At 75.1% G+C, this 12394-nt stretch carries 11 protein-coding genes; 10 read left to right on the top strand and 1 reads right to left on the bottom strand.

The annotated features are described in order from the left end of the window. Nucleotides 1-19: 19 nt before the first annotated feature. From ACZ46W_RS04565 to ACZ46W_RS04520, 10 genes are all read left to right on the top strand, one after another. Nucleotides 20-1159, top strand: a complete 1140-nt coding sequence (locus ACZ46W_RS04565) for an XdhC family protein (protein ID WP_468331176.1) — start codon at nucleotides 20-22, stop codon at nucleotides 1157-1159. 99 nt (nucleotides 1160-1258) lie between these two features. Next, nucleotides 1259-2482, top strand: coding sequence for a GNAT family N-acetyltransferase (locus ACZ46W_RS04560; RefSeq protein ID WP_468331173.1), 1224 nt, complete (start codon nucleotides 1259-1261; stop codon nucleotides 2480-2482). Nucleotides 2483-2670: 188 nt separating this feature from the next. Next, nucleotides 2671-3771, top strand: coding sequence for a glutamate--cysteine ligase (locus ACZ46W_RS04555; protein WP_468331170.1), 1101 nt, complete (start codon nucleotides 2671-2673; stop codon nucleotides 3769-3771). 320 nt (nucleotides 3772-4091) lie between these two features. After that, complete coding sequence (locus tag ACZ46W_RS04550) at nucleotides 4092-4733, top strand: phosphodiesterase (protein WP_468331167.1); 642 nt, start codon at nucleotides 4092-4094, stop codon at nucleotides 4731-4733. 31 nt (nucleotides 4734-4764) lie between these two features. Further along, nucleotides 4765-4935, top strand: coding sequence for a hypothetical protein (locus ACZ46W_RS04545; RefSeq protein ID WP_468331164.1), 171 nt, complete (start codon nucleotides 4765-4767; stop codon nucleotides 4933-4935). Nucleotides 4936-5303: 368 nt separating this feature from the next. After that, entirely contained in the window at nucleotides 5304-5783 is a 480-nt protein-coding gene (locus ACZ46W_RS04540; RefSeq protein WP_468331162.1) for a DUF5709 domain-containing protein, read from the top strand. Nucleotides 5784-5860: 77 nt separating this feature from the next. After that, a complete protein-coding gene (locus tag ACZ46W_RS04535) occupies nucleotides 5861-6430 on the top strand; it encodes a 2Fe-2S iron-sulfur cluster-binding protein (protein ID WP_468332445.1) in 570 nt (189 codons plus the stop codon). Further along, the gene (locus ACZ46W_RS04530; protein ID WP_468331159.1) at nucleotides 6427-7422 is read left to right on the top strand and encodes an FAD binding domain-containing protein; all 996 of its coding nucleotides are present in this window, start codon (nucleotides 6427-6429) and stop codon (nucleotides 7420-7422) included. The genes ACZ46W_RS04535 and ACZ46W_RS04530 overlap by 4 nt, the downstream gene beginning before the upstream one ends. Nucleotides 7423-7518: 96 nt before the next feature. Further along, complete coding sequence (locus ACZ46W_RS04525; protein WP_468331156.1) at nucleotides 7519-9678, top strand: xanthine dehydrogenase family protein molybdopterin-binding subunit; 2160 nt, start codon at nucleotides 7519-7521, stop codon at nucleotides 9676-9678. Nucleotides 9679-9695: 17 nt separating this feature from the next. Then, nucleotides 9696-10631: a glutaminase gene (locus tag ACZ46W_RS04520; RefSeq protein ID WP_468331153.1), complete on the top strand. Its 936-nt coding sequence runs from the start codon at nucleotides 9696-9698 to the stop codon at nucleotides 10629-10631. Here ACZ46W_RS04520 and ACZ46W_RS04515 read toward each other — a convergent pair whose 3' ends face one another. Continuing rightward, complete coding sequence (locus ACZ46W_RS04515; RefSeq protein ID WP_468331150.1) at nucleotides 10632-12287, bottom strand: IclR family transcriptional regulator domain-containing protein; 1656 nt, start codon at nucleotides 12285-12287, stop codon at nucleotides 10632-10634. Between the last annotated feature and the right edge of the window lie 107 nt (nucleotides 12288-12394).

The following is a 12394-nucleotide window of genomic DNA, read 5'->3' as shown; positions in this document are numbered from 1 at the left end:
CGCCTGTAAGGAGGCCGACATGCTGGACATCGCCGAAGAGCTTCACCGGTGGGTCGAGCAGGGACGTGACTTCGCCGTCGCCACCGTGGTGGCGGTCGGTGGCAGCGCGCCCCGGCAGCCGGGCGCCGCCCTCGCCGTGGACAGCGAGGGTACGGCGATCGGGTCGGTCTCCGGTGGATGTGTCGAGGGGGCCGTGTACGACCTGTGCCGGCAGGCGCTGGAGGACGGCGAGACCGTCCTGGAGCGCTTCGGCTACAGCGACGAGGACGCCTTCGCGGTCGGCCTGACCTGCGGCGGCATCATCGACATCCTCGTCACCCCGGTCCGCGGCGGCATCTACCCCGCCGCGCTCGGAGCCGCCGCCGGAGGGGAGGCGGCGGCTCTGGCCAGAATCACGGAGGGGCCGGCAGACCTGTTGGGGCAGGCTCTGCTGGTCCGTTCCGACGGCTCGTACGAGGGCGGCCTCGGCGGCCACCCCGAACTGGACCGCACGGCGGCGGGCGAGGCCCGCGCCATGCTGGACGCCGGCCGCACCGGCACCGTCACCATCGGCGAGGACGGCTCCCGCTGCGGGCAGCCGCTCACCCTGCTGGTCGAGTCCAGCGTGCCGGCCCCCCGCATGATCGTCTTCGGGGCGATCGACTTCGCGGCGGCGCTGGTAAGGGTGGGGAAGTTCCTCGGTTACCACGTCACCGTGTGCGACGCCCGCCCGGTCTTCGCGACGCCCGCCCGCTTCCCCGAGGCGGACGAGGTCGTCGTCGAGTGGCCGCACGAGTACCTCGCGCGCACCGAAGTGGACGGCCGCACCGTGCTGTGCGTCCTCACCCACGACGCCAAGTTCGACATCCCCCTGCTCGAACTGGCCCTCAAGCTTCCCGTCGCGTACATCGGCGCGATGGGCTCCCGCCGCACCCACGAGGACCGCAACAAGCGCCTCCGCGAGGTCGGCGTGACCGAACTGGAGCTGACCCGCCTCCGCTCCCCGATCGGCCTCGACCTCGGCGCCCGCACGCCGGAGGAGACGGCCCTGTCGATCGGCGCGGAGATCGTCGCCAACCGGCGCGGCGGCAGCGGCGTCTCCCTCACGGGCGCCCACACCCCGATCCACCACGACGGCCCGGACTCCTCCCCGGCCGGCCGCATCGGATCGGTGGCCTGAGCCGGCCGCGGCGGGCTCCGGCATGGGGGAAAGCCCCCGGTCAAGGCGGCGGAAAACCCCCGTGACCTGTCCGTTATCCGGCGACTAGAGTCCGGAGGCATGGACATCCGCAGTGTGCCCGAGGCCCATGTGGACCGGGCCATGGAGCTCGTGTACCTGGTCTTCCACGACAATCCGGAGGAGGAGCGGCGCAAGCACCACCGGGAGCTTGTGCTCCAGTGCGAGCGCATCGGCGCGTACGACGGCGAGATGCTGGTCGGGTTCGTCGCCGCCCATCCCTTCACGCTCTCCGTGCCCGGCGGGGAGCTGCCCTGCCCCGGGCTGACGTTCGTCTCCGTCGCGCCGACCCACCGCAGGCGCGGCGTCCTGTCCGCGATGATCGCCGAGCTGTTCCGGCGCGCGGCCCGGCAGGGCCGCCCGCTGGCCGCGCTGTGGGCGTCCGAGGACGCCATCTACGGCCGCTTCGGCTTCAGCCCCGCGATGGAGTGCCTCAGCGTCGAGATCGACTCGCGGCGCCCGCTCGCGCTGCGCGTCGCGCCCGACGAACGGCCCCTGCGGCTGATCGCCCCGGCCGACGCCCCGGCGGTCGTCGGGCCCTACTACGACGCCACCCGGGCGTCCAGGGCGGGCCGGATCGCCCGTGACGCGGAGCGCTGGAGCGGCGAGTGGCTGACCGAGGAGGACGAGGAGGACGACGAGCTGTCCCCGCCCAGGATCGTCGCCCTCGGCGCCGAGGGCGAGCCCATCGCCGGGTACGCCGTCTACCGCACCAAGCCCGGCAACGACGACAGCGGCACGCCCGGTGTGGTCCGGGTCGACGAGCTGGAGGCGGACGACGCCCCCGCGGCCGCCGCCCTGTGGCGGTACGTGGCGTCCATCGACCTCACCGGCACGGTCCGCGCCTGGGGCCGCCCCCTGGACGACCCGCTGCCGTTGTTCGCCGCCGACCGCGACCAGGTACGGGTCACGGGCAGGTTCCCGGGCCTGTGGGTGCGGCTGGTCGACGTCGCTGCGGCGCTCACCGGCCGTTCCTGGGCCGCGCCCGTGGACGTGGTGCTGGACGTCCACGACGACCACCTGCTCGCCAACACCGGCCGCTTCCGCCTCACCGCCGCCCCGGGGACCTGCTCGTACGAGCCGGCGGACAGCGCCCCCGACCTGAGCTTCGACGTCCGGGACCTGGCGGCCTGCTACCTGGGCGGCACGGAGGTGCGGCACCTGGTGCGCGCGGGTCTCGTGGTGGAGCACACCGAGGGCGCCGCGGCCGCACTGGACGCCGCGCTGCGGACGGAGCTGCAGCCGAACACGGGCGACGAGTTCTGAGCGGGTGAGCCGTCCGGGGCCGGGGTACCCGGAGCGGTTCAAGCCGAAGGCGTCGGGAACCCGCCACATCCCCGGCCCAGGCCCGGCGGACCGGTGCGCTGAGCCTGCCGAGCCGGGATGATGGTGCGTCCCGCGCACGTCCTCGCCGGACCAGTCCCCGCTGGATGCGATCGGAAAGGTGGTTTCCGTTGCGCACTGTCGGAGTGGAAGAGGAGCTCCTCCTCGTGGACCCGCGGACCGGCGAGCCACGCGCCCTGTCCATGGCCGTGCTGGCCATCGCGGCCAAGGAGAGCCGGGGCAGGGCCCACGCCTTCACCAAGGAACTCCAGGGCCAGCAGCTCGAGTTCGCCACGCACCCGCAGACCGGGATGCGTGAGCTGGCCGCCGAGGTCGAACGCTGGCGCGCGGTGGCCGCCCGGCACGCCGCGGAGGCCGGGGCGGCCGTGGTGGCCCTCGCCACCTCGCCGCTGCCCGCAGGCCCGGCCCTCACCGAGGGCAAGCGCTACCGCTGGATCCAGGAGCACTTCGGCCTCACCGCCCTGGAGCAGCTCACCTGCGGCTGCCACGTGCACGTGTCCGTCGAGTCCGACGAGGAGGGCGTCGGCGTCCTGGACCGGATACGGCCGTGGCTGTCCGTCCTGCTCGCGCTGAGCACCAACTCGCCCTTCTGGCAGGGCCACGACAGCGGGTACAACAGCTACCGCAGCCGGGTGTGGGGCCGCTGGCCGTCGGCCGGCCCCGTGGAGACCTTCGGCTCGGCGCGCCGCTACCACCAGCAGGTCAGCGATCTGATCGGCACCGGCGTCCTGCACGACGAGGGGATGATCTACTTCGACGCCCGGCTCTCCCGCAAGTACCCCACCGTCGAGGTCCGCGCCGCCGACGTCTGCCTCGACGCGTCCACCACCGCGCTCCTCGCCACCCTGACGCGTGGGCTGGTGGACACCGCCGCGCGCGAGTGGCGCGAGGGCGAGCCCCCCGCCCGCCACGGCGTCGGCCTGCTGCGCGCCGCGGCCTGGCGGGCCAGCCGCTCCGGTGTGGACGACGTGCTGGTCCACCCGCTCACCATGCGCCCCGCCCCCGCCGAAGACGTGGTGTACGCCCTGCTCGGCCACATAGAGAAGGCCCTCGACGAGAACGGCGACCTCGACTACGCCCGCCAGGGCCTCGTCGAAGTGCTGCGCGACGGCAACGGCGCCCGCGTCCAGCGCCGTCTCCTGCACCGCACCGGCAGCCTCCGCGAGGTCGTCGCCGCGTGCGTACGCCTCACCCAGGAGCGCCGGCATTAGGCCCGGTGCCGCATGGGTACCCGGCCTTCCCGACACGGAAGGGAGCCGGTGTGGCGATCGAGAAGCGGGCCTTCGGTATAGCGCGCCGCATCGCCCGGCGCCGTTCCGCCCCGGCACTCCACCCGTGGGGCCTGACCTGCGCGGGCGTACTGGAGATACCGGGGGCGGAGGGCGGCGGTGACCCCCGGGGCCTGCCCGGGGGCGAGGGCGCGCCGGGCCTGCCCGGGGGCGAGTGGGACGCCGGGCCGCGAGGCGGATCCGGGGGCGAGGGCGCGCCGGGTCTGCCCGGGGGCGGCGAACAGCCGCGAGGGGTGGGCGGGGTGCCCTGGGGCGTGCCGTTCCTGGACCGGGCGGGGCGGTACGAGGTGAGCGTGCGGTGGTCGAGGGCGGCCGGGCTGCCGGCGCGGTGGCCGGACGGCCTGGGCCTCGCCCTGCGCGCCGAGGACGCGGGCGGGCACGGCGCCCCGCTGGACCTGCTGCTGACCTCCAGCGGCACGGGCCGCCTCGGCCGCCATGTGCCGCGTCCGAGGCGCGACGCCCTGGCCGGGCCGTACTCCACCCTGCTGGCGTACCGGATGGGCGGCCGGGAACGGGTGATCGCCGCGTTCCCGGTGCCCCGCGGACGGCGGCGGGTGCGCGGTGACGTGGCCGCGCTGCGCCAGGCACTGCGGAGCGCCCCGGTCCGCTTCGAACTGCGCGCTGCCGGGCCCGGCGAGCCCTGGCGGACCTTCGCGACCCTGACCGTCGGCCCGCCGAGGCCGTGCCCGGAGGGGACGACGCCCACCTACGATCCGTACCTCCACAGCATCCCCGGGCTGCGCCCCACCGAGCGGCTGCACGGCCTGCGTGCCGCCGCCTACAGCGGCTCACGTCATGGCCGCCAAGCGGTAGCACGGATTCCGCATGATCCCGTGCGCCGTGGGCAGGCGCCGGTGCGCCGGGACCGCCCCGGCGCCCCGTAGCCGCCCGCGCTCGAAGGAGAAACCGCACGTGATGCCGCGCCACAGCCCTCCCGGCTCGCCGATATACGACCAGCTCGTCGAGGAGCACGGAGACGTGCTCAACGAGGCGAGAAGGCTCGCCGAACAGACCCACCGGGAGGCCGAACGGGTCCTGGCGTGGGATGTGTCCACGTTCGGAGGGGACTACCGGGAACAGTCCTGAGCGTCCTTGATCGCTCCGTGCGGCGCCGGGCGCGCGCTCGGCAGACGCCGATGAGCAGAACGTCGGCCGGGCGGTCGGCAACGAGCGTTCGAGGCCAGGGCCGCGCGGAGCGCGCCAAGGGCGACCTGCGCCGGGCGGGCGAGAAGCCGGGCGGGCAGGACGGTGAAGGACGCGTTCGGTAAGGGGCATCCCCTCCCGGCGGCCCGGCGGCCCGGCGGACACCCTCCGCCGGGCCGCCGTGCTGTCCGGAATGCCAGGATGTGTGACCTGTTCCAGGCTGGATACGCGATCAGGCGTACGCAGGCATACGCAGGCATACGCCGGAATATGCCGGCACACGAGCAGGAGCAGCACACGGGAGCCACGCCATGGGAACCGAAGAAGCGATGGGCGACAACGTCTACCAGCCGGACGACGCCGAGGGCAGGGAGGACGACGGCATCCTCGACCCCGAGGACACCCTGTCGGACCGGGAGGCGGACCCCTACGACGAAGGCTGGTCGCCCCCCGAGCGGCCGCTGGCCGTCAACCACGTGGGAACGACCGCCCGCGAGCAGCGCGAGGGCGAGACCCTCGACCAGCGGCTCTCCGAGGAGGTGCCCGACCCCGCCCTCCAGGAGCCCGACGACTCCAACGGCATCGGCGACCTCCCCGGCGGCGACGGCGAGCCCCTCGACGACCAGGTCGGCCGCGACCGCTCCGGACGCCTCGTCGCCCCGGACGAAGGGGTACGCGCCGACGACGAGAAGGACGTGGTCGCCCGGGACGTCGGCATCGCCGGAGCGGCGGCGTCCGCCGAGGAGGCCGCCGTGCACACCGTCCCCGACGAGGCCGACGAGATCCGCTGATGAGCACCGCGCACACGCCTCCGATCCCGGACCCCATCCCGGACCCCACGCCGTCGCCCGACCCGGCCCCGGAACCGATGCCGGACCCGGGTCCCCTCCCGGACCCGCCCCACGCGCCGGACCCGGACGCCACGCGGTCGCGCGTCACCCTCCAGGTCAACGGCGAGCCCCGGAGCCTCACCGTCGACCACCGCGCCACGCTGCTCGACCTGCTGCGCGAGCACCTCGGGCTGACCGGGGCCAAGAAGGGGTGCGACCACGGGCAGTGCGGGGCGTGCACCGTGCTCGTCGACGGGCGGCGCGCCAATGGCTGCCTGCTCCTCGCGGTCGCCCAGGACGGGGCGGAGGTGATCACCGTCGAGGGCCTGGCCGCCGGCGGCGAGCTGCACCCGGTCCAGCAGGCCTTCCTCGACCGGGACGCCTTCCAGTGCGGCTACTGCACGCCCGGCCAGCTCTGCTCGGCCGTCGGCGTGTTCGCCGAGGCCGCCGCCGGGCACCCCTCCCACGTCACCGACCCCGGCCGGCCCTCCGGCCAGGGCCCCGTGGAGCTCACGCCCGCGGAGATCCGCGAGCGGCTGAGCGGCAACCTGTGCCGCTGCGGCGCCTACCCCAACATCGTCGCCGCCGTTCAGGACGTGACCCGGTGAAGCCCTACGCCTACGTACGCGCCACCAGCGTCGAGGAGGCGACCACCGCCCACGCGGCCCGCCCCGGCGCCCGCTACCTCGCGGGGGGCACCAACCTCGTCGACCTGATGAAGCACGGGGTCGAGGCGCCCGACACCCTCGTCGACGTCAGCCGCCTGCCGCTCGACACCGTCGAGGAGCTGCCCGACGGGGCCCTGCGCGTCGGCGCGACCGTGCGCAACAGCGACCTCGCCGCCCACCCCCTCGTACGCGACCGCCATCCCGTCCTGTCGCAGGCGCTGCTCGCCGGGGCGTCCGGGCAGCTCCGCAACATCGCCACCACCGGCGGCAACCTGCTCCAGCGCACCCGGTGCCCGTACTTCCAGGACACCGCCAAGCCCTGCAACAAGCGCGAGCCGGGCACCGGCTGCGGCGCCCGCGAGGGCGTCCACCGCGACCACGCGGTCCTCGGCCACTCCCCGCACTGCATCGCCACGCACCCCTCCGACATGGCCGTCGCCCTCGCCGCCCTCGACGCCACCGTCGAACTGCACGGACCCGACGGCGAACGGTCCGTACCGGTGGCCGAGTTCCACCGGCTGCCCGGCGACCACCCGGAGCGCGACACCGTCATCCGGCCCGGCGAGCTGATCACCGCGGTCGTGCTGCCGCCCAGGACGGCGGGGCTCCCGTCCGCGTACCGCAAGGCCCGCGACCGCGCCTCGTACGCCTTCGCGCTCGCCTCCGTCGCCGCCGTCCTCGACCTCGCCGAGGACGGGACCGTACGCCATGTGGGCCTCGCCTTCGGCGGCCTCGCCCACCGCCCGTGGCGGGCCCGCCTCACCGAGACCGCGCTGCTCGGCACCGCGCCCACCGAGCACGCCATCGCCCACGCGGTGGACGCCGAACTCGGGCCGGCGCAGCCGCTGCGGGACAACGCCTTCAAGGTGCCGCTCGCCCACAACCTGGCCTGCCGGGTCCTGTCCGAGCTGGCCGCCGCCGCCCGCCCCTGAAGCCACCGCCGCCCGCCCCTGAACCGGAGCCGCCCGCCCCTGAACCGGAGAAGCCGCCGCCCCTGACCCGGAGAACCGGAGAACCGGAGACCAGCGATGCCTCCCACCGCGCCCTCCACCCATGGCCGGACCCACGCCCGGGTCCCCGCCGCGCCCGCCCCCGCGCTCGGCACCGCCACCGAGCGCCTCGAAGGACGCGACAAGGTCACCGGCGCCGCCCGCTACGCCACCGAACTGGCCCGCACCCCACCCGACTGCGCCTACGCCTGGCCCGTGCCGGCGACCATCGCCCGCGGCCGGGTCACCGCCGTCGACACGGCCGCCGCCCTCGCCCTGCCCGGCACCCTCGCCGTCCTCACCCCTGACACGGCACCCCGCCTCGGCGAGGCCGACGACCCGACGCTCGCCGTCCTCCAGGACGCCACCGTGCCGCACCGGGGCTGGTACGTCGCCCTCGCCGTGGCCGAGACCCTGGAGGACGCCCGCGCCGCCGCGGCCGCCGTCCACGTCACGTACGCCACCGAACCGCACGACGTCACCCTCACCACCGGCCACCCGGACGCCTACCGCCCCGACGAGGCCGGCGGTCAGCCCGCCCGCCGCGAGCGCGGCGACGCCGAGGGGGCCTTCGCCGCCGCACCCGTCCGCGTGGACGCCACGTACCGCGTTCCGCCGCTGCACAACCACCCGATGGAGCCGCACGCCGCCTACGCCCGCTGGGACGGCGAGGGCGACGGAGCCCACCTGACGGTCTACGACTCCAGCCAGGGCGCGAACCCCGTCCGAAGCGCGCTGGCCAGGCTCTTCCGCCTCCCCAAGGACCGGGTGACGGTCGTGTCCGAGCACGTGGGCGGCGGGTTCGGCTCCAAGGGCACGCCCCGCCCGCACGTCGTGCTCGCCGCGATGGCCGCCCGCCACACCGGCCGGCCCGTCAAACTCGCCCTCCCCCGGGGCCACCTCGCGGCCGTCGTCGGCCACCGGGCGCCCACCATCCAGCGCGTCCGGCTCGGCGCCGACCGCGACGGCACCCTCCTCAGCGTCAGCCACCAGGTCACTGCCCACACCTCACGCGTCAAGGAGTTCGTCGAGTACGGCGCCCTGCCCGCACGCGTCATGTACGCCTCCCGGCACAGCCTCACCGACCACCACGTCGTCCGCCTCGACGTCCCGAGCCCCTCCTGGATGCGCGCCCCCGGCGAGGCACCCGGCATGTACGCGCTGGAGTCGGCCATGGACGAACTCGCCGACGCCCTCGGCGCCGACCCCGTCGAGCTGCGCATCGGCAACGAGCCCGCCACCGAGCCGGACAGCGGCCTGCCCTTCAGCAGCCGGGGCCTCGTCGCCTGCCTCCGCGAGGGCGCCCGCCGCTTCGGCTGGTCCGACCGCGACCCGCGCCCCGGCATCCGCCGCGAGGGCGCCTTGCTCACCGGTACCGGGGTCGCCGCCGCCACCTACCCGGTGCTCGTCTCCCCGTCCACCGCCACCGCCACCGCCCGTCACGACGGCGGCTACGACATCCGCGTCAACGCCACCGACATCGGCACCGGCGCCCGGACCGTCCTCGCCCAGATCGCCGCCGACGCCCTCGGTGCCCCCCTCGCCTCCGTGCACATCGGCATCGGCTCCACCCGCCTGCCGTACGCCCCGCTCGCCGGCGGCTCCTCCGGCACCGCCTCCTGGGGCTGGGCCGTGCACCGGGCGTGCACAGGCCTGGCCGAGCGGCTGGCCCACCGCGTGGGCCCGCTGCCCGCCGAGGGCCTGTCCGTCTCCGCGGACACCACCGAGGAGGCCGAGGAGACCCCGCCGTTCGCCCGGCACGCCTTCGGCGCCCACTTCGCGGAGGTCCAGGTCGACACCGGCACCGGGGAGGTACGGGTGCGGCGGCTGCTCGGCGTGTACGCCGCCGGGCGCATCCTCAACCCGCGCACGGCCCGCTCGCAGCTCATCGGCGGCATGGTCATGGGGCTGGGCATGGCGCTGACCGAGCACAGCACCCTGGACCCGGCCTTCGGGGACTTCGCCGAGCGGGACCTGGCGTCCTACCACGTACCGAGCCACGCCGACGTGCCGGACATCGACGCGCACTGGGTCGAGGAGCACGACACCCACCTCAATCCGATGGGCAGCAAGGGCATCGGCGAGATCGGCATCGTCGGCACCCCGGCCGCCATCGGCAACGCCCTGCACCACGCCACCGGCGTCCGCTTCCGTGAGCTGCCGCTGACCCCCGACCGGGTGCTGCCGGCCCTGGCCTAACCCGTAATGTGGGGGCCGTGTCACGCTCCTCCCAGCCCGTCACGGACTTCCGGCCCGTCCTGGACCGCATCGCCGCCGACATCGCCGCCACCCCCGGCCGCGGCCGCCCCGCCGACTACATCCCGCTGCTCGCCGAGGCCGACCCGGACCGTTTCGGGATGGCCGTCGCCGGGCTCGACGGCACGGTCTACGGGGTGGGGGACTGGCAGCAGCCCTTCTCGGCCCAGTCCATCACCAAGGTCTTCACCCTCGCCCTGGTGCTCGCGGCGGACGGCGAGACCCTGTGGGAGGGCGTGGGGCGCGAACCGTCCGGCAACCCGTTCAACTCCCTGGTGCAGTTGGAGTACGAGAACGGCATCCCGCGCAACCCGTTCATCAACGCGGGCGCCCTCGTCGTCACCGACCGGCTCCAGACCCTGACCGGCGACGCCTCCGGCAGCCTGCTGGACTTCCTCCGCGCCGAGAGCGGCAACCCCGCCCTGGACTTCGACGAGAAGGTCGCCGCCTCCGAGACCGCCCACGGCGACCGCAACGCCGCCCTCGCCCACTTCATGGCGTCCTACGGCAACATCACCAACCCGGTGCCGGACCTGCTGGAGCAGTACTTCCGCCAGTGCTCGGTGGAGGCGTCCTGCGGCGACCTGGCGCTGGCCGCCGGGTTCCTCGCCCGGCACGGCATACGGGCCGACGGCTCGACGCTGCTCACCCGCAGCCAGGCCAAGCAGATCAACGCGGTCATGCTGACGTGCGGCACCTACGACGCGGCGGGCGACTTCGCCTACCGCGTCGGCCTGCCCGGCAAGAGCGGCGTCGGCGGCGGCATCATCGCCGTCGTACCCGGCCACTGCACCCTGTGCGTGTGGAGCCCGGGCCTGGACCGGCGCGGCAACTCGGTGGCGGGCGTGGCGGCGCTGGACCGCTTCACGACGCTCACCGGCCTGTCCATCTTCTGATCAGGCCGTCGCGATCCGGGTGAAGCGGCCAGAGACCGCCAGGTCCGCCTCGATCCGGTCGGCCGTCGCCCGCAGCTCGGGCAGCAGCTCGCGCACGCACTCCTCGGCGGTGCGCCGCACGCTGTGCATGGCCACGTTGACGGCGGCGACCACCGTCCCGGCGCGGTCGCGGACCGGTACGGCGATGGAGCGCAGCCCCTCCTCCAGCTCCTCGTCGACCAGGGCGTACCCGGAGCGGGCGACGGAGTCCAGGACGGCGGCCAGTTCGGCGGGGTCGGTGACGGTGTGCGGGGTGAGCGGGCGCAGCGCGGTGAGGGCCGGCCGCTCGGCGCGCTCGGCCGGCGTGAGCGCCGCCAGCATCACCCGGCCCATCGAGGTCGCGTACGCCGGGAAGCGCGTCCCGACGGTGATGTTGACGCTCATGATCCGGCTGGTCGCCACGCGGGCCGTGTACCGGATGTCGTCGCCGTCCAGGACCGCGAGCGACGCCGAGTCGTGCACCCGGGTGGCGAGCGCCGCCAGGTGGGGTGACGCGATGGCGCTCAGGGTGGTGCGGGACAGCGGGGGATACCCGAGGCCCAGGACGCGCGGGGTGAGGCGGAAGGTGCGCTCGTGCGCGGTGACGTACCCGAGGTGCTCCAGGGTGATCAGGGCACGGCGGGCGGTGGCGCGGGCGAGGCCGGTGGCCTCGGCGACCGCGGTGAGCGTCAGGGCGTCCCGGCCCTCGCCGAACGCGGTGATCACGGTCAGCCCGCGGGCCAGCGATTCGATGAAGTCCCGGCCCAGTTCCTGCTTGGACGCCCCGGTCCAGGCGGCGAGGCCCTCTCCCGGCGTTTCGCCGGCCACCGGCGGCGGCGCCTCGCGCAGCTCCCGCTCCATCTCGCGCACGGCCGCGCGAAGCCGGGGCAGCGCCACCTCCCGCAGGGACTCGGCGCTGTGCCGACTGGTGTGGCTCACCACGCTCACCGCGCACGCCACCCGCCCGCCGGGCGCGCGCACCGGCACGGCGAGGGCGACCAGGCCCGGTTCGATGCGCTGGTCGTCGAGCGCCCAGCCGCGCGTCCGCGCCTCGGCCGCGCGCTGCTCGAAGCCGTCCTCGTGGGGCCGGGCGCGCGGCGGTACGGCGGGGAAGCGGCGCTCGTCGGGGTCGGCGGCCCGCCACTCGCGCCACCGCTGCCACTCCTCGTCCGTCCAGTCGGCGGCGAACAGCGGCCCCGGTCCGGTGCGTTCGGCGGGCAGCAGGTCGCCGATGCGGAAGCTGAGGGACATGGCGCGGCGCCGGGTCGCCTGGTGGATGAAGCGGATGCCGTCCCCGTCGGCGACCGCCAGGGACACCGACTCGTCCAGCTCGTCGGCGAGGGCGTCGGCGTGGCCGCCGAGCAGGCCGGGCAGGCGGATCGCGGCCAGGTAGGCGTTGCCCAGCTCCATCAGGCGCGGGGCGAGGACGGCGTCACGGCCGTCGAGACGGACGTACCCCATCCGCGCGAGGGTGGCGGTGACCCGGTCGACGGTGGCGCGGGCGAGCCCGGTGGCGCGTTCCAGTTCGCTCAGGCTCAGCGTCCCGGCGGCGTCGGTGAGCGCGCGCAGAACCGCGATGCCGCGCATCAGCGGGGCGACGGCCTCGGGCGGCGGGTCCGCGGGGCTGGTGGCAGACATCGGCTCTCCGTCGGTGGCACACGGGCGTTGACAGCATCGGGCACCGGGCGCACACTCACCCCACCCAATGCTGTGAAGTTTACTTCACTATACGAACAGGAGCCCTC

The sequence above is a fragment of the Streptomyces sp. NPDC031064 genome (genome assembly GCF_055570965.1).
This window is presented reverse-complemented; position numbering and strand designations above follow the sequence as displayed.